Origin of the sequence: Kitasatospora sp. NPDC087271 (assembly GCF_044744605.1) — a bacterium.
GTDB lineage: Bacteria > Actinomycetota > Actinomycetes > Streptomycetales > Streptomycetaceae > Kitasatospora.
The window spans coordinates 60,466-84,916 of the sequence record NZ_JBIUYQ010000024.1; the positions used below are offsets into that span (position 1 = coordinate 60,466).

23 protein-coding genes are annotated in these 24,451 nt (G+C 75.1%); 16 read left to right on the forward strand and 7 right to left on the reverse strand.

Going from position 1 to position 24,451, the window contains the following annotated elements:
- Positions 1-15 precede the first annotated feature (15 nt).
- A complete protein-coding gene (locus ACIO9K_RS30725) occupies positions 16-1,488 on the forward strand; it encodes a HAMP domain-containing sensor histidine kinase (RefSeq protein WP_363630611.1) in 1,473 nt (490 codons plus the stop codon).
- On the opposite strand, the gene ACIO9K_RS30730 is transcribed toward ACIO9K_RS30725, so the two are convergent.
- Positions 1,466-2,500, reverse strand: a complete 1,035-nt coding sequence (locus ACIO9K_RS30730) for a GlxA family transcriptional regulator (protein ID WP_400334808.1) — start codon at positions 2,498-2,500, stop codon at positions 1,466-1,468. The genes ACIO9K_RS30725 and ACIO9K_RS30730 overlap by 23 nt on opposite strands.
- 165 nt (positions 2,501-2,665) lie before the next feature.
- Between ACIO9K_RS30730 and ACIO9K_RS30735 the strand changes: the two genes are divergently transcribed.
- Positions 2,666-3,256, forward strand: coding sequence for an isochorismatase family protein (locus ACIO9K_RS30735; protein ID WP_363617581.1), 591 nt, complete (start codon positions 2,666-2,668; stop codon positions 3,254-3,256).
- Positions 3,257-3,307: 51 nt separating this feature from the next.
- On the opposite strand, the gene ACIO9K_RS30740 is transcribed toward ACIO9K_RS30735, so the two are convergent.
- Positions 3,308-5,287 carry a glycoside hydrolase family 5 protein gene (locus ACIO9K_RS30740; RefSeq protein WP_400334810.1) on the reverse strand — a complete coding sequence of 660 codons (1,980 nt, stop codon included), beginning with the start codon at positions 5,285-5,287 and terminating at the stop codon, positions 3,308-3,310.
- 145 nt (positions 5,288-5,432) lie between these two features.
- Here ACIO9K_RS30740 and ACIO9K_RS30745 point away from each other — a divergent pair, with 145 nt between their 5' ends.
- From ACIO9K_RS30745 to ACIO9K_RS30755, 3 genes are read left to right on the forward strand one after another with little or no spacing between them, the layout of a single operon-like run.
- Positions 5,433-5,957 carry a MarR family transcriptional regulator gene (locus ACIO9K_RS30745; RefSeq protein ID WP_363617577.1) on the forward strand — a complete coding sequence of 175 codons (525 nt, stop codon included), beginning with the start codon at positions 5,433-5,435 and terminating at the stop codon, positions 5,955-5,957.
- The gene (locus ACIO9K_RS30750; protein WP_363630592.1) at positions 5,954-6,823 is read left to right on the forward strand and encodes an ATP-binding cassette domain-containing protein; all 870 of its coding nucleotides are present in this window, start codon (positions 5,954-5,956) and stop codon (positions 6,821-6,823) included. Before ACIO9K_RS30745 ends, ACIO9K_RS30750 begins: the two co-directional genes overlap by 4 nt.
- Positions 6,783-7,682 carry an ABC transporter permease gene (locus ACIO9K_RS30755; protein ID WP_363617575.1) on the forward strand — a complete coding sequence of 300 codons (900 nt, stop codon included), beginning with the start codon at positions 6,783-6,785 and terminating at the stop codon, positions 7,680-7,682. Before ACIO9K_RS30750 ends, ACIO9K_RS30755 begins: the two co-directional genes overlap by 41 nt.
- 28 nt (positions 7,683-7,710) lie before the next feature.
- Here the strand turns inward: ACIO9K_RS30755 and ACIO9K_RS30760 are convergent, their stop codons facing one another.
- Positions 7,711-8,469: an alpha/beta fold hydrolase gene (locus ACIO9K_RS30760; RefSeq protein WP_363617573.1), complete on the reverse strand. Its 759-nt coding sequence runs from the start codon at positions 8,467-8,469 to the stop codon at positions 7,711-7,713.
- Between the two features lie 200 nt (positions 8,470-8,669).
- On the opposite strand from ACIO9K_RS30760, the gene ACIO9K_RS30765 reads away from it, so the two are divergent.
- Positions 8,670-9,491, forward strand: a complete 822-nt coding sequence (locus ACIO9K_RS30765; protein WP_363617571.1) for a mechanosensitive ion channel family protein — start codon at positions 8,670-8,672, stop codon at positions 9,489-9,491.
- A gap of 19 nt (positions 9,492-9,510) precedes the next feature.
- On the opposite strand, the gene ACIO9K_RS30770 is transcribed toward ACIO9K_RS30765, so the two are convergent.
- Entirely contained in the window at positions 9,511-9,864 is a 354-nt protein-coding gene (locus tag ACIO9K_RS30770) for a DUF6401 family natural product biosynthesis protein (protein WP_363588504.1), read from the reverse strand.
- A gap of 142 nt (positions 9,865-10,006) precedes the next feature.
- Here ACIO9K_RS30770 and ACIO9K_RS30775 point away from each other — a divergent pair, with 142 nt between their 5' ends.
- The 5 genes from ACIO9K_RS30775 to ACIO9K_RS30795 all read left to right on the forward strand — a co-directional run bounded on the left by ACIO9K_RS30775 (position 10,007) and on the right by ACIO9K_RS30795 (position 14,397).
- Positions 10,007-10,933 carry an LLM class F420-dependent oxidoreductase gene (locus tag ACIO9K_RS30775; RefSeq protein ID WP_363617569.1) on the forward strand — a complete coding sequence of 309 codons (927 nt, stop codon included), beginning with the start codon at positions 10,007-10,009 and terminating at the stop codon, positions 10,931-10,933.
- A 77-nt stretch (positions 10,934-11,010) separates the two neighbouring features.
- Positions 11,011-11,721, forward strand: a complete 711-nt coding sequence (locus ACIO9K_RS30780; protein ID WP_400334814.1) for an AAA family ATPase — start codon at positions 11,011-11,013, stop codon at positions 11,719-11,721.
- 77 nt (positions 11,722-11,798) lie between these two features.
- Complete coding sequence (locus ACIO9K_RS30785; RefSeq protein WP_400334815.1) at positions 11,799-12,788, forward strand: zinc metalloprotease; 990 nt, start codon at positions 11,799-11,801, stop codon at positions 12,786-12,788.
- Positions 12,789-13,041: 253 nt separating this feature from the next.
- A complete protein-coding gene (locus ACIO9K_RS30790; RefSeq protein ID WP_363617563.1) occupies positions 13,042-13,497 on the forward strand; it encodes a universal stress protein in 456 nt (151 codons plus the stop codon).
- 42 nt (positions 13,498-13,539) lie between these two features.
- Complete coding sequence (locus ACIO9K_RS30795) at positions 13,540-14,397, forward strand: DNA-formamidopyrimidine glycosylase family protein (protein WP_363617561.1); 858 nt, start codon at positions 13,540-13,542, stop codon at positions 14,395-14,397.
- Here ACIO9K_RS30795 and ACIO9K_RS30800 read toward each other — a convergent pair.
- The 3 genes from ACIO9K_RS30800 to ACIO9K_RS30810 all read right to left on the reverse strand — a co-directional run bounded on the left by ACIO9K_RS30800 (position 14,345) and on the right by ACIO9K_RS30810 (position 16,787).
- On the reverse strand, positions 14,345-14,980 hold the full coding sequence (locus ACIO9K_RS30800; protein ID WP_363617559.1) for a uridine kinase: 636 nt from the start codon (positions 14,978-14,980) through the stop codon (positions 14,345-14,347). The genes ACIO9K_RS30795 and ACIO9K_RS30800 overlap by 53 nt on opposite strands.
- A gap of 50 nt (positions 14,981-15,030) precedes the next feature.
- Positions 15,031-16,329 (reverse strand): PQQ-binding-like beta-propeller repeat protein, encoded by a 1,299-nt coding sequence (locus ACIO9K_RS30805; RefSeq protein ID WP_400334818.1) that lies wholly within the window; start codon positions 16,327-16,329, stop codon positions 15,031-15,033.
- A 128-nt stretch (positions 16,330-16,457) separates the two neighbouring features.
- Positions 16,458-16,787, reverse strand: a complete 330-nt coding sequence (locus ACIO9K_RS30810; RefSeq protein WP_400334819.1) for a DUF4326 domain-containing protein — start codon at positions 16,785-16,787, stop codon at positions 16,458-16,460.
- Positions 16,788-16,880: 93 nt separating this feature from the next.
- On the opposite strand from ACIO9K_RS30810, the gene ACIO9K_RS30815 reads away from it, so the two are divergent.
- The 5 genes from ACIO9K_RS30815 (at position 16,881) to ACIO9K_RS30835 (ending at position 24,366) form a co-directional block, all read left to right on the forward strand.
- A complete protein-coding gene (locus tag ACIO9K_RS30815) occupies positions 16,881-19,475 on the forward strand; it encodes a SpoIIE family protein phosphatase (RefSeq protein ID WP_363617553.1) in 2,595 nt (864 codons plus the stop codon).
- Between the two features lie 84 nt (positions 19,476-19,559).
- Positions 19,560-21,209, forward strand: coding sequence for a histidine kinase (locus ACIO9K_RS30820; protein ID WP_400334859.1), 1,650 nt, complete (start codon positions 19,560-19,562; stop codon positions 21,207-21,209).
- 130 nt (positions 21,210-21,339) lie between these two features.
- Positions 21,340-22,008 (forward strand): response regulator transcription factor, encoded by a 669-nt coding sequence (locus ACIO9K_RS30825; protein ID WP_363617551.1) that lies wholly within the window; start codon positions 21,340-21,342, stop codon positions 22,006-22,008.
- Between the two features lie 552 nt (positions 22,009-22,560).
- Positions 22,561-23,316 (forward strand): transglycosylase family protein, encoded by a 756-nt coding sequence (locus ACIO9K_RS30830; RefSeq protein WP_363588481.1) that lies wholly within the window; start codon positions 22,561-22,563, stop codon positions 23,314-23,316.
- A gap of 294 nt (positions 23,317-23,610) precedes the next feature.
- Positions 23,611-24,366, forward strand: coding sequence for an SDR family NAD(P)-dependent oxidoreductase (locus tag ACIO9K_RS30835; protein ID WP_400334822.1), 756 nt, complete (start codon positions 23,611-23,613; stop codon positions 24,364-24,366).
- Positions 24,367-24,451: the final 85 nt, after the last annotated feature.

Below are 24,451 nucleotides of genomic sequence, written 5' to 3' on the forward strand. Positions count from 1 at the left end.
ACGACCGGCGGCCCCGTGACGGGCGCCGCCAGGGCGCGCCGCCGGGCCGCCCGGCTGGTGCCGCGGACGCTGCGGGCCCGGCTGATCGCCGGCCTGCTGGTGCTCCTGGTGGTGACCTGCGCCGCGGTCGGCCTCGCCACCACGGCGGCGCTGCGCCACTTCCTGGTGGACCGCCTGGACCAGCAGCTCGCCGACGCCGGCGGGCGCTACGCCGCCAGCCTGGAGCACGCCGGCCAGGGCGGCGGCACCGACACCCGGGCGCAGACCCCCGGCACCCTGGGCGCCCGGCTGCTGGACGGCCGGGTCACCGCGGCGGGCGTGGTCGACGGGGACGCCGACGACGCCAACGGCCCCAGCGCCGACGACCGGCTGGTGTTCTCGCCGGCCGAGCAGCGAGCCCTGGCCGCCCTGCCGGTCGGCGGGCCGGCCCGCACCGTCGACCTGGGCCGCGCGCAGGGCCACTACCGGGTGCGCGCGGTGGCCGGCCGGGACGGCGACGTGCTGGTCAGCGGACTGCCGCTGCGCCCGGCCGAGGACACCGTGGACCGGCTGGCGACCCTGGAGCTGACCGTCTTCGCGATCGCCGTCGCCGGGGCGGGGGCGGCCGGGGCGGTCTGGGTCGGCTGGTCGCTGCGTCCGCTGCGGCGGGTGGTGGGCACGGCCGAGCGGGTCGCCGCGCTGCCGCTCGCCAGCGGCGCCGTCACGCTGGCCGAACGCGTCCCGGACGACGATCCGCGGACGGAGGTCGGCCGGGTCGGCGCGGCGCTCAACCGGATGCTCGGGCACGTGGGCGACGCGCTGGCCCGCCGGCACGCGGTGGAGGAGCGGCTGCGGGCGTTCGCGGCCGACGCCAGCCACGAGCTGCGCACCCCCGTGGCGGCGGTCCGCGGCCACGCCGAACTCGCGCTGCGCCACCCGGGCGCGGTGCCGGGGCCGGTCCGGCACTCGCTGGAGCGGATCGACGCCGAAGCGGTGCGGATGGGCGCGATCGTCGAGGACCTGCTGCTGCTCGCCCGGCTGGACGCCGGCCGGCCGCTGGCCGACGCCGAGGTCGACCTGACCCGGATCGCGCTGAACGCGGTGGCCGACGCCCGGGCGGCCGGGCCCGGGCACCGCTGGCGCCTGGCGCTGCCCGAGGAACCGGTGCTGGTACGCGGGGACGCGGACCGGCTCAGCCAGGTGGTGGTCAACCTGCTGGCGAACGCCCGGACCCACACCCCGCCCGGCACCGAGGTCGAGCTGAGCCTGGAGCCGGCCGGGGCGGGGGTGCGGCTGGCCGTCGCCGACGACGGCCCGGGGATCGCGCCGGAGCTGGCGGGCCGGATGTTCGAGCGGTTCGTCCGGGGGGACCGCGCCCGCTCGCGCTCGACCGGGTCGACGGGGCTCGGCCTGTCGATCGTGCGGGCGGTGGTCCGGGCGCACGGCGGCACGGTGGACGCGGCGAGCCGGCCGGGGCGCACCGTGTTCACGGTCCGGCTGCCGCCCTGACCGGGGGCGGCCCCCAGGGCGTGGGCGTGGCGGTGCGGAAGCGGTGGCGGTACTCGGTCGGGGTGGTGTCGAGCCGGCGGCGGAAGGCCCGGACCAGGGTGTCGGTGGTGCCGAACCCGCAGTCGGCGGCGACGCGGTCGAGCGTGGCATCGGTGGATTCGAGCTGGTGGCGGGCGAGTTCGACCCGGGCCGACTCGATGTAGGCGCTGGGCGTGGTGCCCAGTTCGGTCTTGAAGATCCGGGTCAACTGCCGTTCGCTGACGTGGGCGTGGGTGGCGAGGTCGGGGACGGTGAGCCGGCCGGTGAGGTTGCGCAGGACGTGGTGGCGCAGCTCCTCGACCCGCCGGGTGGTGGAGACGGGTTCCAGCGGGACACTGAACTGGCTCTGGCCGCCGGGGCGTTTGAGGTACATCACGAGCTGGCGGGCGACCCTCAGCGCGAGCTCCTCGCCGAAGTCCTCGGCGACCAGGGCGAGGGAGAGGTCGAGGCAGGCGCTGATGCCCGCGCCGGTCCAGACGTCGCCCTCGCGGATGAAGATCGGGTCGGCGTCCACCTCGATCTCCGGGTACTCGGCGGCCAGTTGCGCGGCGGTCGACCAGTGGGTGGTGGCGCGCTTGCCGTCGAGGAGCCCGGCGGCGGCGAGCAGGTGCGCGCCGACGCAGACCGAGGCGATGCGGCGTGAGCGCCCGGCGAGGGTGCGCACCCAGTCGACCACGGCCGGGTCGGTGCGCGGGTGGACCCGGCGCGGGCCGTCCACCTCGACGGCGCCGGGCACCAGCAGGGTGTCGATGGCGCTCGCGGCGGCCTCGTCGAAGGTGAGGTCGGGCAGGATCCGCACGCCGGCGGCGGTGGTGACCGGGTCCGCGGTCGCGGCGGCGAGGACGACGCGGTAGCCGGTCGCGTCGCCGGTCTCCCGCCGGACGAGGGAGAACACCTCGGGCGGTCCGGTGACGTCGAGCAGGTCGACGCCCTCGAACAGGACGATGACGATCAGTCGTTGTACGGCGCCCACGGCCCCCACCTTGCTCTCTCGATGCTCTCTCGATGTCGGAATCTGCAGGTTAGACGGCATTGCCGACATCCGGTGGCCGGTCGTAGCGTTCCGGAGGCGGGCCGCCGCGGCCGTCGCAGCCGCCGCCCGCCCTTACCCGTGTACCGAACCGAAGGTGGTCCCCCCATGCCCACGACGACCCTGCGCGCCCTGAACGGCCTCGACGAGACGCCCGCCACGCTCGCCGCGTCCACGCTGATCCTGATCGACTACCAGAACACCTACGTGCGCGGCGTGATGGAGCTGGAGGGCTGGCGGGAGGCGCTCGACGCGGCCGCGGCCCTGCTCGCCCGGGCGCGTGCGGCGGGCGCCACGGTCATCCACGTGATCAACGACGGCGGCGCGGGCACCCCGTACGACGTCCGTGCCGAGATCGGGCAGATCCACCCCGCCGTGGCGCCGGCCGAGGGCGAGGCCGTGGTCGTCAAGCAGGCCCCGGACGCCTTCGTCGGCACCGGCCTGGGCGCCCTGCTCGACGAGGCCGGCCACCAGGACGTGGTGGTCGCCGGCTTCATGACCCACATGTGCGTGGCCTTCACCACCGCGGGCGCCTTCCTGCGCGGCAACCGGCCGACCGTCGTCGCCGACGCCTGCGCGACCCGCCCGCTCGCCTCGGCGGGTACCCGGGTGAGCGCCGCCCAACTGCACCGCAGCGCCCTGGCGACCATCGGCGACCTGTACGGCGTGGTCGTGGAGTCCCAGGCCGCGCTGAGCTGAACCGTTCCCGCCGGGGCCCGGCCCGTCGGCCGGGCCCCGGCAGCGGCGGTGTCAGGCCAGCGGACGGCAGAGCAGCGCGTCCGGGACGCCGGCGTGCAGCCAGCGCCAGGTGAAGGCGACTCCCGCGACGTACTCGTTCGAGGCGCACTGCCCCTTGTAGGCCCCGGGAGCCCAGTCGCTGGCCGCCGAGTCGGCGCCGGTGGTGACCGGGGGCCGGTTGTCGCCGTGGTCGAACCAGAGCACCCGGTCGGTCGCGGCGGGCGGCGCGGCCGCGGCCGGGGCGCAGAGCAGGGCGGCCATCGCGTCGGCGCGGACGCTGTAGCCGACCGCGAACCGGCCGTCCGGGCACTGGAGTTTGTCGTAGCCGGGCGCCCAGTCGCCGCCGGTGACGTAGCGCTCGTCCGTGACGGTCGTCCAGGCGTCGGGCCCGGTGGCGGGCTGCCCGGCGTCGGTGCACAGGCCACGGCCGTCACCGCGGCCGAGGCCGATCAGGCGCTGGCCGTCCGGGCAGTTCCCCTTGCGGTTGCCGCTGCTCCAGTCGGGCAGGGCCAGCATCCGCCGGGAGGCGTTCTGGTCGGCGTGGTCGAGGTCGAGCAGGTTCCAGCGGGCGGGGACCGGGACCGGGCCGGTGTACCCGGGGGCGGCGACCAGTCGGTTCCAGTACGCGGCGCGCCAGTCGCCCGGGTCCTCGACGCTCAGCCGCCGGCCCGCCCGGTCGTAGTGGAGAAGCGCCCAACTGTCCTGTGGTACGCCGTCGTTGTTCCACCCGACCAGCGGCCAGACGGCGAAGTCGGTGTCGTGCTCGGCCAGGATCGCGGTGAAGCGGTCGAACCAGGCCTGCTCCTTGGCGTCGGTCGAGCCCCGCCCGCCCGCACCGAACTCGCTGATCCAGACCGGGGCGGTGAAGTGCTGCCCGGCGCGGGTGACGAAGAGCGCCTCCTCGTCGACCACCGCAGCGAGTTGACTGGGCGTCAGATCCTGGTAGCGCGGATCGCCGGTGGCGCCCGGCCCGCTGCCCGCGCCGGTGTTGGCCGAGCCGGTGTACCCGTAGAAGTGCGCCGAGTAGACCAGCTTGCCCGAGTCGATCAGGGTGTGGGAGAGCGTGGCCACCGGCTTGAGCATCGGACGGCCGTGCGGCAGGCCCGCCAGCGGGACGCCCTGCCAGTTGATGCCCTCCATGATGATCAGCAGGTCGGGGGCGGCCCGGAGGATCCGGTTGCCCGCCTCCTCGAAGGCGGCGTACGCGTCGTGGCCGTCGCCCAGGCCCCAGTTGGGGTCGTCCCAGGTGTCGCGGCGGACCTCGTTGCGCAGGTCGGCGCCGACCACGCGCTTGTTGGCCCGGTACCGGTTCACCATGAACAGCCAGTCCTGCTCCCAGGTCTCGGTGGACTGGCCGCTGTTCCACCGCTCGTTGCCGTCCAGGCCGCAGCAGAACCGGTACCCGGTGGTGTGGTTGTTGAGGATCACCGCGAACCCGTCGGCGGTGAGCGCCGCCACCACCGCGTCGTACACCTGGAGCGGGGTGCTGCCGCGCAGCCCGGGGTTGGCGGCGACGGCGGCGTCCGGGACGGCGGCGGTGTCCCGGATCATCGCGTCCGCGAACGGCAGCCGGACGCTGTTCAGCCCGAGGCTGTGGAAGCCCGCCATGATCTCGGACAGCGGCGCCCGGTCGAGGCCGAGCGGCAGGTTGTACGAGACCTGGCCGGCCTGGTTGTTCGCCGGATCGGTGGTCGAGCCGCTGCCCTGCCACGTGCCCTGCGCGCCGGACCAGTTGCCGGACTTCAGCTTGAACCGGTCGCCCGACGCGTCGACGACGTACCGCCCCCGGGTGCTGAGCGGCCCCGCCCAGGAGGCCGCCAACTGCGCGCCGCTGAGCGGCACCGGGGCGGCGGCGTCGGTGGCGGCGGCCGGGGCGGCGGCCCTGGCGGGGATGGTCGCCGCAGCGCCGGTCGCCGCAGTGGCCGCCGGCGCAACGAGCAACGCGGACAGCGCCGTTGCCGCGGACAGCGCGCGGAGCGCGAGTCTTCTCATGATGGTCCCCAGCGGTGAGGGTGGGTGGGTGTCCGTACACGGTCACCCGGGATCCTGGCACAGCCGCGCCCCGCCCGGCAGCCCTCCGGTCCACCCCGTCCGTCCTCTGGACGAATACCTCTCACTGAGAGCTAAAATCGGGGGTATGAGTGCGACACCGGAAACGCTCGCCCCCGCACCGGCCGCCGGCCTCCCGGCGACCCCCGATCCCGACGTGGCCGACGAACTCTCCGCCCTGCTGGTCGGCATCCAGCGCCTGGTCCGCCGCCGGCTGCGGCAGGGACTCACCGAGCCGAGGCTCCGCGGAGCGCAGATCGAACTGCTCCGCCTGGTGATGGACGCCCCCGGACTGCGGGTGTCCGACGCGGCCGAGGAGCTGTGCCTCGCCGGCAACTCGGTCTCCACCCTGGTCAACCAGCTGGTCGCGCTGCGGCTGCTGCGCCGGGAGGTGGACCCGGCCGACCGCCGGGCCGCCCTGCTGTACGCCACCGACGAGGCCGTCGAACGCCTCGCGGTCTGGCGGGCCCGGCGCGCCGCGCTGGTGGGGGAGGTGGTGGCCGGGCTGCCCGCCGACTCCCGGGCGGCCCTGGCCGCCGCGGTGCCCGCGCTGCGCGAGGTGGCGACGGGCCTGCGCACCCGGCCCGGTGAGCCGGGGGAGGAGGAGCGATGACGTTCCCGGAGGACGGCGGTGACGCGGCGGTGGCCTGCCGCGGTCTGGAGTACACCTTCCACCACGGGCGCGGGAAGGGTGCCGGCACCAAGGCCGTCGACGGTGTCGACCTGACGGTGCGCACCGGCGAGGTGTTCGGCCTGCTCGGCCCCAACGGCGCGGGCAAGACCACCACGATCCGGGCGATCACCACCCTGCTGCCGGTCCGCGCCGGCATGGTGCGGGTCTTCGGCCACGACCCCGCCCGGCAGCGGATGGAGGTCCGCCGGCTGCTCGGCTACGTGCCGCAGCAGCTCTCCGCGGACGGCGGGCTGACCGGTCGGGAGAACGTCGCGCTGTTCGCCCGCGTCTTCGACGTGTCGCACGGCGAGCGCCGCGAGCGGGTCGCCCAGGCGCTGGCCGCCGTCGGCCTCGCCGAGGCGGCCGACCGGATGGCCGGCACCTACTCCGGCGGCATGGTCCGCCGGCTGGAGCTCGCTCAGGCCCTGGTCAGCGCCCCGCGCCTGCTGGTGATGGACGAGCCCACCATCGGCCTGGACCCGATCGCCCGCACCGGCGTCTGGGAGTGCGTCGAGGCGGTCCGGCAGGCCACCGGGATGACCGTGCTGGTCACCACCCACTACATGGACGAGGCCGACCGCTACTGCGACCGGATCGCCCTGATGGACCGTGGCCGGATCCGCGCGCTCGGCACCACCGAGGAACTGAAGACCGTGGTCCGCGCGCAGGATCCGCAGCTCGCCGACCCCAGTCTGGACGACGTGTTCCGCCACTTCGCGGGCCGCGAGCTGGCCCCCGGCGAGGCTCCGGAAGGAGAGTTCAGCGATGTCCGCCGTACCCGCCGCACCGCCTCCCGCGTCGGCTGAGCCCCCGGGCCCCGCCACTGCCGCTGCCACTGCCGCCGCGACCGCCGCCCGTCCCGACCTCGGCCTGCTGCTGGTCCCCCCGCGCGCCCGCACCGGCTGGCGGCTGGTGCCCGCCCGGACGCTGGCGATGTGCACCGTCGAACTGCAGAAGCTGCGCCACGACCGCACCGAGCTCTACACCCGGGCCGTGCAACCCGCGCTGTGGCTGCTGATCTTCGGGGAGACCTTCACCCGGCTCAAGGCCATCCCCACCGGCGGCATCCCCTACCTGGACTTCCTGGCCCCCGGGATCATCGCCCAGTCCGCCATGTTCATCGCGATCTTCTACGGCATCATGATCATCTGGGAGCGGGACTCCGGGGTGCTCACCAAACTGCTGGTCACCCCCACCCCGCGCGCCGCGCTGGTGACCGGCAAGGCCTTCGCCGCCGGGGTGAAGGCGGTGATCCAGGCCGTCGTCGTGGTGGTGATCGCCGCTCTGCTCGGAGTCGCGATGACCTGGAACCCGCTGCGGCTGCTCGGGGTCGTGGTCGCCGTGCTGCTCGGCTCGGCGTTCTTCTCCTGCCTCTCGATGACCATCGCCGGCATCGTGCTCACCCGTGACCGCCTGATGGGCATCGGCCAGGCGATCACGATGCCGCTCTTCTTCGGCTCCAACGCCCTCTACCCGGTGGACCTGATGCCGGGCTGGCTCCAGGTGGTCAGCCGGGCCAACCCGCTCAGCTACCAGGTCGACGCCCTGCGCGGCCTGCTGATCGGCACCCGCGCCCACCTCCCGCTCGACTTCGCCGTCCTGACCCTGGCCACCGTGCTCGGCATCACCGCGGCCTCCGCGCTCCTCGGCCGCCTGGCCCGCTGACCCCGCGCGCCCGCCGGTCCGCGCCGGGTCAGTCGCGCGGCTGGCGGGGCAGGGCGAGGGTGAGGGCCTCGGGGGAGGCGGGCGGGAGGGCGAGGGCGGAGGCGGTCTCGGCGGGGAGCGGGCGCAGGCCGAGCAGGGCGGTGGCCAGGCGGGTGGTGGCCCGGTGCCAGTCGGGGATGCGCTGGAGCATGGCGTGGCCGCTGCCGGTGACGGTGTAGCCGCAGACACGGGCGCCGGCGGCCCGGCTGCGGGCGGCGAAGGCCCGGGTCTCGGCGGGCGGGGTGACCTTGTCGCGGTCGCCGTGCAGCAGGAGCACGTCCCGTCCGGCCAGTTGCTCGCACGGGTCCTCGGCCGGGCACCAGGGGGCGAGGGCGACCAGGCCGGTGACGGCCGGGTGGCCGCCGGCCCGCAGGGCCGCGCGCCCGCCCATCGAGTGCCCGATCAGGACGGTCGGCACCTCGCCCAGCTCCCGGGCCAGCTCGTCGAGGGCGGCGAGGGCGTCCAGCGCGGCGTCGGCGCGCTGCCCGTTCCAGCCCCGGTGGCGGTAGCGGACGGTGCCGACGGCCACGTCGGCGCCGGCGGTGTCCTTGGCGAGGGAGCGCAGGAAGCCGTGCATCCGCAGCAGCGGCAGGTTGACCGGACCGGGCCGGGAGAGGTTGTGCTCCTCGCCGCCGTGCAGCACCAGGACGGCGGCGCGCGCCGCCTCGGGCCGCACCCGCCAGCGCAGTGCCGGGTGCCCGGCCGTGCTGCCGGTCGTCGTGCCGCCGTCCACCGTGTCGCTGCTCACACCCGCACCGTCCCGTCCCGTCCCGCCCCCGTCCCGTGCCCTTGAACATCACTTTACGCGGGGCGTCTACGGGCCCGTTTCACCCGGGGGGAGCAGCCCGGGGACCAGGCGCGCGCGGGCCGGGCGGGGTGCTGCTATCCACGAAGGGTGGGGGGCCGCACGCGCCGCTCGTGGCGCCGTGTCACCGAGTGGAGGACTCCGTGGCTCAGCAGCTCGCACTCTCCGTGGACTTCGGATCGGGTTTCACCGACGCCTGGTCCAAGATCGCGAAATTCATCCCGCAGTTCATCGCCTTCCTGGCGATCCTGGTCATCGGCTGGATCGTGGCGAAGGCGATCGCCAAGGTCCTGGACCGTGTGCTGCGCAAGGTCGGCTCGGAGCGGGTCGCCGAGCGGGCCGGGATGGCCCGCCACCTGAGCGGGTCGAACTACGACATGACCGGCATCATCTGCAAGATCGTCTACTACGCGATCCTGCTGATGGTGCTGCAACTGGCGTTCGGTGTCTTCGGCCCGAACCCGATCAGCGTGATGATCCACAGCATCGTCGCCTGGCTGCCCAGGGGCATCGTGGCGGTCGCGATCGTGGTGGTCGCGATGGCCATCGCCAACGGCGTCCGCGACATCGTGCGCAACGCGCTCGCCGGCGCCTCGTACGGCCGGACGGTCGCCACGATCGCCTGGGCGTTCATCGTCGCGCTGGGCGTGATCGCGGCGCTCGGCCAGGCCGGGATCGCCACCGCGATCACCGGACCGGTGCTGATCGCGGCGCTCGCCACGATCGCCGGTGTGCTGGTGGTGGGTGTCGGCGGCGGCCTGATCCTGCCGATGCGCCAGCGCTGGGAGCGCTGGCTGGACCACGCCGAGCAGGAGAGCGCCAAACTGCGCGGCAGCGCCTACCAGGCGGGCCGGGCGGACGTGCTGGCCAACCAGCCGGCCCGGCCGACCACCCAGGCCGCTCCGGGCACCACCCCGCCGCCGCCCGGCATCGACCCGGGCCGCCCGGGCGACCAGCCGAGGTAGGTGGCGACCCGCAGCGGGTTCAGGCCCGCAGCAGGCCCTGCTCGCGCACCAGCCAGCAGATCGCGGTCAGCCGGTGCACCGCGTAGTCGTACCCCACCGGTTCCCGCCAGCCGATCTCGGTGAGCGCGTCCAGGAAGCCGAGCGCGTAGTCCGACAGTTCCTCACGGTCCAGGGGCCGGGGCGCCAGCTCCGGTCCCTGTGCGTACAGCAGTTCGCGCAGCATCGCGACGTGCTGGTCGACCATCGCGACGAAGCCGGGCTCGAAGGCGAACTCGGCCAGCCGAGGCGTGAACGCGGCGACGATGCCGGGCAGCGGGCAGCCGGCCGGTTCGTCGGGGGAGCGCCGGAAGGACTCGTCGGGGGTGGCGAACATCCGTCCACGGTAGGCGAGCGGGTCGGCCGGACCGGCGGCTCGTGACGGTTCCGTGCTGAGACCTTGGCCACCTTCGGGAGCTTCGGCGGCTTGGCCGGTTCTCTGCGCCGATCCGCGGGTGGTCTGTACCAGAATGGTCCGCATGGATCTCCGCATCTTCACCGAACCGCAGCAGGGCGCGAGCTACGACACCCTCCTGGCGGTCGCCCGGGCCGCCGAGGACCTGGGCGTCTTCAGTGCCTTCTTCCGCTCCGACCACTACCTGAAGATGGGCGACGTCGACGGCCTGCCCGGGCCGACCGACGCCTGGATCACCCTGGCCGGCCTCGCCCGCGACACCCGCACCATCCGCCTCGGCACCCTGATGACCGCCGCGACCTTCCGCCTGCCCGGCGTCACCGCGATCCAGGTCGCCCAGGTGGACGCGATGAGCGGCGGCCGGGTCGAGTTCGGCCTCGGCGCCGGCTGGTACGAGGCCGAGCACGCCGCCTACGGCATCCCCTTCCCGAAGGAGAAGTTCGGGCGGCTGGAGGAGCAGCTGGCGATCATCACCGGCCTGTGGAACACCAAGCTCGGCGACACCTTCGACTTCGCCGGCGAGTACTACACGCTGACCGGCTCGCCGGCGCTGCCCAAGCCGGCCCAGGACCGGATCCCGGTGCTGGTCGGCGGGCTCGGCCCGAAGCGGACCCCGGCGCTGGCCGCCCGCTTCGCCGACGAGTTCAACCTGCCGTTCGCCTCGGTGGAGGACAGCGCCGCCCAGTTCGGCCGGGTCAAGGCCGCCGTCGAGCAGGCCGGGCGCTCGGTCGGCGACCTGGTGTACTCCAACGCCCTGGTGGCCTGCGTCGGCCGCGACGACGCCGAGGTGGCCCGCCGGGCGGCCGTGATCGGCCGGGACGTGGACGAGCTGAAGGCCAACGGCCTGGCCGGCACCCCGGACGAGGTCGCCGAGAAGATCGGCCGGTACGCGGCCGTCGGCAGCGAGCGGGTCTACCTGCAGATCCTGGACCTGGACGACCTCGACCACCTGGAGCTCATCGCCTCCCGGGTCGCCCCCCAGCTCGGCTGACCCGCCCGCACGGCACGCCCTGATCCGGCACCGGCCGACCGGGCCCGGCGACCACCGCTCTTTACTCGCTCTTGGGAATGCGTAATGCTCCGAGGGAGGGAACGGCGCGGGGAGGACCGGTGACCAGGACGAGAACGGCGGAGGCGGCGGCACCCCGGGTGCCGCCGCCCCCTGGACGGGGCCCCGCCGCCGCCCCGCAGGTCTTACGGGTGCACCCCGGCCTGCACGACCTGCGGACCGGCCCCGCCCCGGTGGCGCTGCACTACCCCGCCGGCGACCTGCTGGTCGTCTCCGGCCTGCCCGGCAGCGGCAAGAGCACCCTGATGCGCCGCTGCGTGCGCGCCCCGCTGGTCGACTCCCAGCTGGTCCGCGAGGAGTACGCGGCCAGGCTGCCCGGCCGCCTCCCGTACGCCCTCTACCGCCCGCTGGCGCGGATCGCGCACTACCGGCGGCTGCGGCGCGCGGTGCTGGCCGGCGGGCCGCTCGCCGTCCACGACTGCGGCTCGCTGTCCTGGGTGCGGTTCTGGCTGACCCGCGCCGCCGCCCGGCAGGGCCGCCGGGTGCACCTGCTGCTGCTGGACGCCGAACCGGCCGAGGCGCGGGAGGGCCAGCAGAGCCGGGGGCAGGGCGTCTCCCGCTACGCCTTCCTCCGGCACCGGGCCGCCGTCGACAGGCTGCGGCGCCGGCTCACCGGGGCCGGGCGGCCGCCGGAGGGCTGTGCGTCGGCCGTGGTACTCGACCGGGCCGCCGCGCGCGCCCTGCGGGAGATCGTCTTCGCCGCGTCGTAGTCTCGGCGGGTCCGCGCCGAGCCGGGCGGGCCCGGGGCGCGGCCGACACTCCGTCAACTCCCTTGTCAGGAGCGCAGATGCGCCGTACTGCCCGGGTGCGCTCGCGTGCCCCCCGTCTGTTCCCCTGGGCCGCCGCGCTGGTCGCGGCCACCGGTCTCAGCCAGCTCGCCGCCCCGGCCCCGCACTCCGCCGCCGTGACCGCCGCGGCCGCCGCGGCCGCCGTGACCGCGGCCTGTGCGGGCTCCGACTCCGACGCCGCCGCCCGCAAGCCGGCCGGCAGCCAGGCGGGGCGGGACCCGAACGCCGTCACCGCCGCCGAGGCCCGGGCGATGCAGGCGGACCTCGACGACCGGCTCGCCCAGCTCTCCTCCGCCCACGCCCGGATCGGCGCCCCGACGGCGGTGCCGGTCTTCGTCCACGTGATCCACGCCGGTGACGCCGGCCGGCTCGACGGGGGCGTCGTCGCCGCCCAGATCGACCACCTCAACGCGACCTACGGCGGCCAGGGCGACGGCAACACCCCCAGCCAGTTCCACTTCGAGCTGGCCGGCACCGACTACACCGACAACGCCTCCTGGTACGACGGCATCACTCCCGGCTCCGGGGCCGAGGCGGCGATGAAGAGCGCGCTGCGCAAGGGCGACGCGGGTACCCTCAACCTCTACACCGCCAAGCTCGGCCAGTCCCTGCTCGGCTGGTCGACCTTCCCGGGCGCCTACCGCTCGAACCCCGCCGACGACGGCGTGGTCGTCCTCGACGCCTCCCTGCCCGGCGGCGCCGCCGCCCACTACAACGAGGGCAGCAGCGCCACCCACGAGATCGGCCACTGGCTCGGCCTCTTCCACACCTTCCAGGGCGGCTGCCTGCCCCCGGGCGACTACGTGGACGACACCCCGCCCGAGCGCACCCCCGCCTACGGCTGCCCCGAGGGCCGCCACACCTGCACCGGGCCCGGCCTGGACCCGATCCACAACTTCATGGACTACAGCTACGACTCCTGCATGAGCCAGTTCACCCCTGGCCAGGTCCAGCGGATGGCCGACTCCTGGGCCGCTTACCGGAGTTGAGCCGTCAGGGATGGTCCGGTAAGCGGGCATCCTCGCAGAACCGCAGAACCGCAGAACCGCAGAACCGCAGAACCGCAGAACCGCAGAACCGCAGAACCGCAGAACCGCAGAACCGCAGATCGGTCAGGCCTATTGCCATCGATCTGAATGCAAAACGCCGATCACGGCGTGGCAAATATCGACCACACGCCCGATTTGATCTATGTTCGGGGTGTCGGGACCGAGCAGGAACTGAGCGCCAAGGAGTAACGCCATGAGTGCCAACCCCCGGATCGTCGTCGGCGTGGACGGCTCGCCCGCCTCGGAGCAGGCGCTGCGCTGGGCGGTCGACTACGCGCGGGCCGTCGGCGGGACCATCACCGCGATCGCCGCCTGGGAGTACCCGGCGTTCTACGGCTGGGCCGCGCCGAGCGTGCCGTCCGCCGAGGTCTTCAACCCCGAGGAACTGGCAGGCAAGACCCTCTCCGACACCGTCGTCAGGGTCGTCGGCGACGACCCGGGCGTGCGGATCAGCGAGAGCGTGATGCCCGGCAACGCCGCCCAGGCCCTGCTGGAGGCCGCCAAGGGCGCCGCGCTGCTCGTCGTCGGCAGCCGCGGCCTCGGCGGCTTCTCCGGCGTGCTGCTCGGCTCGGTCAGCCGCCACCTCACCGAGCACGCGCCCTGCCCGGTCGTCGTCGTCCGGGAGGGCCAGGTGGCCGAGGCCGAGTAGCGCGCCGCCCCGCCGGGCCGCCGCGCGGTGGAGGATGGAGGCATGCCAGAAGGTGACTCCGTCTACCGCGCGGCGGCCCGGCTGCACGAGGCCCTCGCCGGGCAGGTGCTGACCAGCGCCGACCTGCGGGTGCCCGCGCACGCCACCGCCGTCCTCGCCGGCCGCCGGGTGCTGGAGGTCGCCCCGCGCGGCAAGCACCTGCTCACCCGCCTCGAAGGCGGCCTCACCCTGCACACCCACCTGCGGATGGACGGCCGCTGGGAGGTCTACCGGCCTGGCGAGCGCTGGTCCGGCGGCCCCGCCTGGCAGATCCGCGCCGTCCTCGGCACCGAGCGGGGCACCGCCGTCGGCTACCGGCTGCCCGTCGTCGACCTGCTGCGCACCGCCGACGAGCAACGCGCCGTCGGCCACCTCGGCCCCGACCTGCTCGGCCCCGACTGGGACCCGGTGGAGGCCGTCCGCCGGCTGCTCGCCCACCCCGGCCGCCCGCTCGCCGAGGCGCTGCTCGACCAGCGCAACCTCGCCGGCATCGGCAACGTCTACGCCGCCGAACTCTGCTACCTGGCCGGCGTCACCCCGTGGACCGAGGTCGGCCAACTCCCGCGCCCCGACCGGCTGGTGGAGCGGGCCCGGGAGATCCTCGACGCCAACCGGCTGCGCCCCGGCCACGTCACCACCGGCGACACCCGGCGCGGCCACCAGCACTGGGTCTACGGCCGGGCCGGCCTCCCTTGCCCGCGCTGCGGCACCCTCGTGCGGACCGCCCGCCAGGGCGCGCCCCCGCAGGACCGGGTGGCGTACTGGTGCCCCTACTGCCAGCGCGGCCCGGCCCCGGCCGGTACGGGTGTCAGGTCCGCTCGACCAGGGCCGGATGACGCGGGTCGTCCACCCGGACGGTGACGTCGGCGGCCTCGGCCGGGCCGGTCTCCGCTTCGTAGCGGGCGAAGGCGGGCAGCGTCCACTGCTGGTCGGCGGGCGTGCGGCGGGCCAGGGCGCTCGGGGTGAGCGCGAGGTGGACGGCCAGCTCCAGCGGCAGCCAGCGGCCGAGCAGCAGCGCGCCGTCCAGCAACAGCACGCCGCCGGGCGGCAGTTCGGTGTACGCGGCGCGGGTCGAGCGGTCCGTCACCGGGTCGCGCAGCGAGGGCAGGACGCGGCCGCTGGCACCGGGCTCCAGCGGGTCCAGTACCTCGCGCAGCAGGGCGCGGTCGTCCAGCCAGAGGTCGTGGAAGGCGTCCGCGTCCTGGTGGCCGTACTCCAGCCGGATCGAGGCCGGGCGCAGGAAGCCCGCCGCCGACACCCGCAGCGCGGGGCGGCCGCGCAGCCGCAGCGGCTCCACCAGGGCGTCGGCGAGCACGTCGGGGCGGGCGGCGGGCGCGCCGTCCACCGCGACCCGCAGCCACCGGCCGCCGGGGTCGGACAGCGCGGCGATGCGGTCGGCGAGCACCTCGGCCAGCCGGTCGGGGGAGATCGGGTGCACCTGCATCAGGCCATCCTGTCGTGCTGTCGTGCCATCGTGGCTGTGGTGCCGGGCGGTCAGGTGAGCGGGAGGGCGTGCAGGACGTCGTCGTGGCCGGCGTAGAGGTGGTTCGCGTCGACGGCGAGCGACCAGACGTCCTTGCCGGGGCCCGAGTCGAGGAACGTCCAGCGCGGCGTGCCGCTCGCGGTGTCGATCGCGCACACCCCGGCGGCCGCCGGGCCGGGGACGAACAGCGTGCCGCCGACCACCAGCGGATGGCTGCGGCGGTCCAGCAGGAACGGCAGCCGGTAGGCCCACTGCCGTGCGCCGGTGACCGCGTCGTGCCCGGTGACCAGGCCGTTGTCGCGGGTCAGGTAGACCCGCGGGCCGTCGGAGACCAGGGCCATCGCCCGCCACGACTCGCCCCGGGCGGGAGAGACCGTCCAGGCCGGCTCGCCGCCGGGGCGCAGCGCACGGACGCCGTCGGCGCCGTCGGGGACGTAGACGTGCACCGGGCCGCCGACGCACCAGCTCAGGCCGCCGGTGCTGGGGGCCGTCCACAGCTCCCGGCCGTCGGCGGCGTCCCGGACCACCAGCTCGCTGCCGTCGCCCAGGTTGCGCAGGCACGGGAGGCGGCTGCCGGGCGCGGTGACCGGGGTGAACGGCCGCTCGTTGCGGTCGATGGAGAGGTGCCACAGCACCGAGCGGTCCGCGACCCGGACGGCGAAGAGCCGGCCGTTCGGCGTCGAGCTCTGCTGCGACCAGTCCCAGACGTAGCCGTACAGGGTGCCGTCGTCGAAGCCGGACAACTGGACGGAGCCCTGTAGGTCGTCGGGCAGCGGCAGGCTCCAGTCGGCGGCGGGGTCGCCGAGGTGGCGGGCGTCCAGGTGGCCCGGGGAGGTGGTGAAGACCCGGTCCGGCCCGAGCACCACCTTGCCCAGCACCTCCAGGTCGCTCGGCCAGTTCCCGCGCGGTGGGTCGACGGTGAGCAGCCGCGCGGGCTCGCCGGTGGCCGGGTCCAGGACCTGGAGCCCGGCCCGGGACAGGAACACCGGCCGGGTCGGCGGGCCGGTCAGCCGCTCCGGGGTCATCGCCTCCGGCCCCCGGTACGTCCACAGCGGGGTCGGCCCGGACAGCGCGGTCGGCCGCGGCTTCGGCGGCGGAGCCGGCTGGTCCGCACCCGAACGGCCGAACGCCCACACCGCCGCGCCCGCCGCCAGCACCCCGGCCCCCGCCAGCAGCCCGCGCCGGCTCAGCCGCGGCCCGTCCCCGCCCCCGCCGACCACGTCCACGGGCTCCCGCGCGGCGCCGTCCGCCTCCCCGTCCCACTGCCACGAGGCCTCGCGCACGGGCCCCTCGGACGACGGCGACTGCATACCGGCTCCCACCTCCCCCATGGCGCCCCACGCGCCACCACTCGCCCGGAGGATATCGAACAGCCCCCGAACCACCCGAAACCCCGACCCGGGGCGTAATGGTCCGCAGGAGCAGAGGCGCCCGCGCGTCAGTGCTGCGGGGGGTGGTCGGCGAGGTCGGCGAGGACGTCGGCGTGGCAGGGGAGCGGGGCGCACCAGCAGCCGAGGCGGTGGCCGCGCAGGGGCGGGACGAGGGCGAGCAGGTCGGGGCGGGCGAGGAGGTAGGCGCGGTAGTCGGCGACCATCTGCTCGCGGGTGAGGTCGGGGCCGGGGCGGTAGGGGCAGTGCAGCGGGGATTCGGACAGGTGCCAGCCGCCGCGGTGCATGGCGCGGCCGACGTAGACGACGTCGGCGCAGGAGGGGTCGTCGCGGTGGCCCTTGAGGTTGACCACGGTGGTGCGGCCGGAGGCGGTCGGCATGCCGTCCATGCTGGCGCAACCGGGGCCGACGGGCATCCGGGGCCCCGGAGGGCTCGCCTTGACACGCCCCGGGGCCCGGCGTAGCAAAAGAGCATGCGCCATCCGCACGCGGGCGGCCGTGACCGGGCGGCGCCGCCCGGCCCGCACCGGCCGCTGGAGCCCCACGCCGCCCCGGCGGCGGCCGAGCGGGACGACCTGCTGGCGGGCGCCGTCCGCCGGGCGCTCGGCGGCACCGGGGCGTACGGGGCGATGGTGTACCTGCGCTCGCGGGACGGCCGCTCGCTGGTGCTCTGCACGATCGCGGGCGTACCGCTGTCGATCATGAGCCCGTTCCGGCGGATCGCCGCCGCCGGCCCGCTGCCCGTCGCCGTCAGCTTCCGCACCGGGCGGACCGTCACCCTCGCCGACACCGAGGACACCATGCGGCGCTTCCCGCAGCTCGCGGTCGGCATGCCGTACGACTTCGCCTCCGCCTGCGTGCCGGTGGCGGGTGGCGAGGAGCGGTTCGGGGTGCTCAGCGTGTTCTGGCCGGCCTCCGACGACGGCGTCCCGGAGGACGCCCCGTCGCGGCTGGCGGAGGTGGCCGAGCGGCTGGCCGCCGGGCTGGCGGGCCTGGCGGCGGCCGGGCACCCCGTGGAGCCGGGCGGCGACGCGGCCGTGGTCGAGCTGCCGCCGCCGTCCGCGCCGACCTGCCGGGTCGGGATGTTCGACTGGAACGTCGCCACCGGGGCGCTGGCCGCCGACCAGCAGTTCCTCGCGATCTTCGGCCTCGAGCCCGACGAGTTCGACGGTACGGTGGCGGCCCTCGGCAGCCGGATCGCCCCCGGTGACCTGCCCGAGTTCCGGGCCGCCGCCCGGACCGCCCTGGCCCGGGGCGAGGTGCTGGCGGCCAGGGTCCGGGTGCTCGGGCCGGACGGCCACCCGTACCCGGTGGAGCTCTGGGCGCGGGTGCCCGCGGCGATCTCGGACGGCCGCACCCATCTGGTCGGCGCCGTGCTGGACGCCCGCACCCTCACCGCGGCCGCGGCCGCCGTCGAGCGACTGCGCGAGGGCGTCTTCTCACTCGACCCGGACGGCCGGGTCAGCTACGCCAACCGCGCCACCGAGCCACTGCTCCAGGCGCGCCGCGAGGACCTGGTCGGCCACCACCTGTGGGACGTGCTGCCCTGGCTCGCCGACCCCTTCTTCGAGAACCGCTACCGGGCCGCCCTGCTCTCCCAGCAGCCCACCGCCTTCCTGGCCGCCCGCCCGCCGGACGGCTGGCTCGCCTTCTCGCTCTACCCCGACACGCACGGCGTCACCGGCCGGGTGGTGGCCGCCGAAGCCCCGCCGGGCGCGGCCGAACCGAGGGCCGCGCCCCCGCCGTCCGCGGCCCGCGGCGCCACCCCGACCGGTGCCCCAGCCGGCATCGGCGGCACCTACCACCTGCTCCAGCTCGCCAGCGCGCTCACCGAGGCGGTCAGCGTGCGCGAGGTCTGCCGGGCCGTGGCCGAGGAGATCCTGCCGGCCTTCGGCGGCCAGGAGCTCGCCATCTACGGGGTGCGCGACAAACACCTGCACCTGATCTCGCAGACCGGCTACCCGGACGGCTTCCTGGACGGCTTCGAGGGCACCCCGGTCGCCGCCCGCATCCCCGGCGCGGAGACGCTCAGCACCGGCACCCCGATCTTCTTCGAATCGGTCCGCGAACTCGCCGCCGCCTACCCCGGCATCGCGCTCGACGACATGGGCGCCTGGGCCTTCCTGCCGCTGATCGCCTCCGGCCACCCCGTCGGCAGCTGCATCCTCGGCTTCGACCGGCCGCGCCCCTTCACCGCGGAGGACCGCGGCCTGCTCACCGCCCTCGGCGGCTTCATCGCCCAGGCCCTGGAACGGGCCCGGCTGTACGACGCTGAGTTCGCCCTGGCCCGCGGCCTCCAGCAGGCGCTGCTGCCGCACCGCCTCCCGGACGTGCCCGGCATCCGGATCGCCGCCCGCTACCTGCCCGGTACCCAGGGCATGGAGATCGGCGGCGACTGGTACGACGCGATCGTCACCGGCGGGGACGTCACCCTGGTGATCGGCGACGTCGAGGGCCACAGCGTCGGCGCGGCCGCCACCATGGGCCAGCTGCGCAGCGCCGTCCGCGCCTTCGCCACCGGCGGCGACCCGCCCGACCAGGTGCTCGCCCGCACCAACCGGCTCCTCCTCGACCTCGACCCCGGACTGCTCGCCAGCTGTTGCCTCGTCCGCCTCACCCCCGCCGACGGCCGCGCCCGGATCGCCCGGGCCGGGCACCTGCCACCGGTGCTGCGCTTCCCGGACGGGTGGGCCGAGGCGCTGTACGTGCCGGGCGGGCCGCTGCTGGGCGTGGAGGAACAGGCCGAGTACCCGGTCAGCGAGCTGCGCCTGGCGCCCGGCACGGTGGTCGCGCTGTACACGGACGGGCTGGTGGAGGATCCGGCGATGGCGATCGACCAGGGGGTGGACCTGCTGCGGGCCGCGCTCGGGCGCGGCGGGGCGCAGGGGCCGGACGGCCTGGAGCTGCTGGCGGAACGGATCCTGCGCGAGGTCGGCTCCTCGCACCGGGTGGACGACGTGGCGCTGCTGCTCATGGCCTTCGGTGAGGACGACTCCACAGACGACTCCACAGACGTGTCCACAGTCGTGTCCACGGGGGTGCCCACGGAGGTGCCCCGAACGCCGTGAGCGGCGACTTTCGTCGGGGGCGGGGGCGACGAACGGTGGCGGCGGCCGGGTGGCGCGGCCCGATAGCCTCGACGGGTGGATGCGATGGCGCGGGCCTGGAAGAAGGCGGTACGGACGGCGTTTCCCGGGCCCTGGCCGCCCCGGCGGGTGGCGGGCCAGGGCGCGCTGGCCCTGCTGATGGGCGGGGTCGCGGCCCTGCTGGAGGTGGCCGCCGGTGCCGGCCACCCCGTCCTGGTGGGGCTGGGGGTCGCGCTGTTGTGGGTGCTGCGGCCGGCCTTCCCGGCGACCGTGCTGCTGCTCACCTCGGCCGCGGCCGGCTGGGCCGTCGGCCCGATGCTGCTGCTGGTCTGCGCCGGCTGGTCGGCCGGGGCGAGGCTGCGCCGGGTCACCGCGCTGGTCGGCACCTTCGTGCTGAGCTGGGTGCTGTTCATGGTGACCGGGGTGCTGAAGGACGCCGGCTCGGCCTCGCCCAAGCTGATCGTCGGGCTCTCGCTCGGCGGCTTCCTGCTGGTCGCCGTCCTGCCCGCGCTGTGGGGCCGCTACCGGGCCCAGCGCCGCGCCCTGCTGGACGCGCTGCGCGAGCGCAACGACCAGCTGGTGCGCGAGCGGGTCATGGTGGTGCACCAGGCCCGGCTGCGCGAGCGGCACCGGATCGCCCAGGACATGCACGACAGCCTGGGCCACCAGCTGGCGCTGATCTCCGTGCACTCCGGCGCGCTGGAGGTGGACCGTACGCTCAACGACCGGCAGCGCGAGGCGGTCGGGGTGCTGCGGCAGGCGGCGGTCGCGGCGATGCGGGAGCTGCGCGAGGTGGTCGGCGTCCTGCACGACGAGTCGACGGCGGTGCGGCCGGCGACGGACGCGTCCCCGGCCCGGGGCGGGGTGGACGGGATCGAGGGGCTGGTCGACTCCTCGCGGGCGGCCGGGGCGCGGGTCTCCTTCTCCCGGGAGGGCGAGCCGCGTCCGCTGGCCGCCGCGGTGGACCACGCGGCGTACCGGATGGTGCAGGAGGCGCTCACCAACGCGCACAAGCACGCCCCCGGCGCGCCGATCACCGTCGCGCTCCGGTACGAGCCGGACGCGCTGGTGGTGGAGGTGGTCAACCCGTGCGCCCCGGAGCCCGTGGGCGTGCGCGCCGGAGCGGGCCCGGCGGTCAGCGGCGGCCAGGGGCTGACCGGCCTGCGGGAGCGGGCCCGGCTGGTCGGTGGCATGGTGCACGCCGGGCCGACGCCGGACCAGGGGTTCCGGCTGGCCGGCGTGCTGCCGTACGAGGGGGCGGAGGGCGCGGGCGACGGGGCCGCGGCGATCGCCGGGGTCGACGACTGGGTGCTGGACGGCCTGCCGCCGGTCGTCGGGGCGGAGGAGGGGCGGCGCAGTCCGGCGATCGGCTGCGCGGTCGGGGTGGGGGTGGTCGGCCTGACCGTGCTGGGGCTGCTGATCTGGGGCGTGGTGGCCTTCGTCCAGGGCACCGGTGACGCGACGGTGCCGAAGTCGGTGTACGACGGGCTGGAGACCGGCACGCCCGAGGCCGACGTGCTGCACCGGCTGCCGCCGGGGAACACCTTCTTCACCGACGACTACCGGGGCAGCGGGCCGAAGCCCCCGGAGGGCGCGCACTGCCGCTGGTACCTGTCCGGTGACCTCAGCGACACCTGGGGCCAGGACAACGTGATGCGGTTCTGCTTCAAGGACGGGGTGCTGGTGGAGAAGGAGCACTACCTCACGAAGTCCTGACCGCCCTGACCGCCCTGACGCCCTGATCGCTCCGACCGTCCTGACCGCCCTGACCGGGTGGGGCGCGGGGTTCGGCCGGATGTGAGGATGGTGTTCCTGCCGCAGCACCGTTCGAGGGGAATGACCAGCCGTGATCCGAGTCCTCGTCGCCGACGACGAGCCGCTCATCCGCGCCGGGATCAGGATGATCCTGGGCTCTGCCGCCGACATCGAGGTGGTCGCCGAGGCCGCCGACGGGCGGGAGGCGCTGGAGCTGGCCCGGGCGCACCGGGTGGACGTGGTGCTGCTGGACATCCAGATGCCGGTGATGGACGGGCTGACGGCGCTCGCGGAGCTGCCGAGGGTCGCACCCGGCGCGCGGGCGCTGATCCTCACCACCTTCGGGGAGCGCGAGAACGTCCTGCGCGCCGTGACCGAGGGCGGCGCCGGATTCCTGCTCAAGGACACGGCGCCGCACGAGCTGATCCAGGCGGTGCGCGCGGCGGCCGGCGGGTACGCGTTCCTGTCCCCGGCCGCCACCCGGCACATCGTCGACTCGCTGGCCTCCGGGCGCAGCGGTTCGGCGGCCTCCCGGGGTACGGAGGCCCGGCGCCGGCTGGAGGTGCTGACGCCGCGCGAGCTGGAGGTGCTGGCGCTGCTAGGCGAGGGGCTGTCCAACGCGGACGCGGGGGCGCGGATCCACATGAGCGAGGCGACGGTGAAGACGTACGTCAGCCGGATCCTGGCCAAGTTGGGCTGTGAGAACCGGGTGCAGGCGGCGCTGTTGGCGCGGGACGCGGAGCTCGGCGCCCGGGACTGAACGCGTCCGACCGGTCGCGGAGCGTGTCGGGTGTGGCGGATGCCACCAGATGGCCCGACGGAACGGGGAACTCCGGCTTCCGTGGTGACGGTGCGTCAGCTCATCGTCGCGGTGGGTGGATGGTGTGCTCGGGCTCACAGGTGGACAGAGGTGAAGGGGGGCGTGAAAGTTGATCAGTTGATCTTGGAAATGTGGTCAAACCCGGTCGAACTGGGCACGGTGCCTTGATCAATACCGCCGGTAACAGTCAACTGACCTGCGGAGACCAAGAATTGCTTGCTGCACCCCGAGGTGGCCCGTAGCTTCATTGGCGGTGCAACGAGCACCACCCGGGTTCACCCCGACGCATGGCCCGCCGACCTGACCCCCGGCGCGAGGGCCGTGCCCGCCGACGCGACCAGCTCGAACAGGTCGTCGGCGAGTGGAGGTGGCCGGGGCGGCACGGCGCGTCCCAGACGTGTCCGGCCGCCCGTCGAGCGAGGTGAGCGTGACTATCGGCCCGTCATGGGTCTGGTTCCGCCTGCCCGCCCGGGGCTTGCCGAGAGGACTTATATGACTTCCCGTCACGAGACCGCCGCTGCCACCGACACCACCGCCACCAAGCGCAACCGCGTGCGGATGGCGGTCGTCGCGGGCGCCGCCGTCGCGGCCCTGCCGGTGGCCGGCCTCGTCACGGCCACCTCGGCCTCCGCCGCGCCCACCTCCAGCTGGGACTCCGTCGCCCAGTGCGAGAGCGGCGGCAACTGGAGCATCAGCACCGGCAACGGCTTCTCCGGCGGACTGCAGTTCACCCCCAGCACCTGGAGGGCGTACGGCGGCACCGCCTACGCCCCCCAGGCCCACCAGGCCAGCAAGGCGGAGCAGATCACGGTCGCCGAGAAGGTCCTCGCCTCGCAGGGGCCCGGGGCGTGGCCGGTCTGCTCGGCCAAGGCGGGCCTGAGCAAGGGCGGCGCCCCGGCCGCCGTCGACACCACCGACACCGCACCCTCGAAGCCGGCTGCCAAGCCGGCGCCCAAGGCCAAGACGCCCAAGACCCAGGCGCCGCAGGCCCCGCAGGCGCCGAAGAGCAAGCCGGCGCCGAAGCAGCAGGAGGCGTCGAAGCCGCAGCAGTCGGCCAAGCCGGCGCAGTCGGCGCCGTCCTCGGAGAAGAACACCTCCGGTGGCGGCTACACCGTCAGGAGCGGCGACACGCTGAGCGGCATCGCGGCCAAGTTCGGCACCGACACCGGCAACCTGTACGGCAAGAACGCCCGCACCATCGGCGGCGACCCGGATCTCATCTTCCCGGGCCAGACCCTGACCGTCTGACACCTCCGCACACCCGCGCCGAGCGGCCGCCCCTCCCCGGGGCCGGCCGCTCGGCCCGGTGCGTTTCCGGGGTCGGGCGCGAGAGATGGCCAGGCACGAGGGGAGGGGGCGTGCGAGCGGGCGTGAGGCCGTGCGCACGGGCGCTTCGGGAGATAGTTGAAGGTTGAACGCGATGTCTGAATACCGCCGGAGCTTTCCGGCGCCGAGGCCCAGGATCGAGTCATGTCCGAGATCGGAACCGGGGGTTCTGATCGGAACGAGTCGGATCACATCCGAATGAGGAGTTCTGGAGATATGACGATGAACGGTGCGGCGAAGCTCGACGGCAAGGTGGCCCTGGTGACCGGTGGCAGCCGGGGGATCGGGGCGGCGGTCGCGCTACGGCTGGCCGAGGAGGGTGCCGACGTCGCCCTGACCTATCAGGGCGGGGCCGAGCGGGCCGAGGCGGTCGCGGCGAAGATCACCGCGATGGGGCGCCGCGGTTGGGCGGTCCGCGCGGACTGTGCCGACCCGCAGGCGGTGCAGTCCGTGGTCGCGGAGGTCGCGGAGCGGTTCGGGCGGCTGGACGTCCTGGTGAACAACGCGGGCGTCGGTGTCCTCGGCCCGATCGGTGACCTGGCGCTCGACGACGTCGACCGGGTCCTGGAGGTGAACGTCCGGGCGCCGTTCCTGTTCGCCCAGGCCGCCTCCGCGCACCTGGCCGACGGCGGGCGGATCGTCACCATCGGCAGCTGCATCGCCAAGCGGGTCGCCTTCCCCGGCGCCACCGTCTACTCGCTCAGCAAGGCGGCGATGATCGGCCTGACCAAGGCGCTGGCCAGGGAGCTCGGCCCGCGCGGGATCACCGCGAACGTGGTCCACCCCGGCCCGATCGACACCGACATGAACCCGGCGGACGGTGAGGCCGCCGAGCTCCAGAACAGCCTGACCGCACTCGGCCGCTTCGGCGCGGGTGCGGACGTCGCCGCCGCCGTCGCCTACCTGGCGGGCGAGGACGGCCGGTACGTCACGGGCGCGGAGCTCGCGGTGGACGGCGGGTTCGCGGCCTGACAGTTCGGGCCTGACAGTTCAGGCCTGACAGCTCGCGGCACGTCGCAGTACGGAGACCGGCCCGGTGGTGCGACCACCGGGCCGG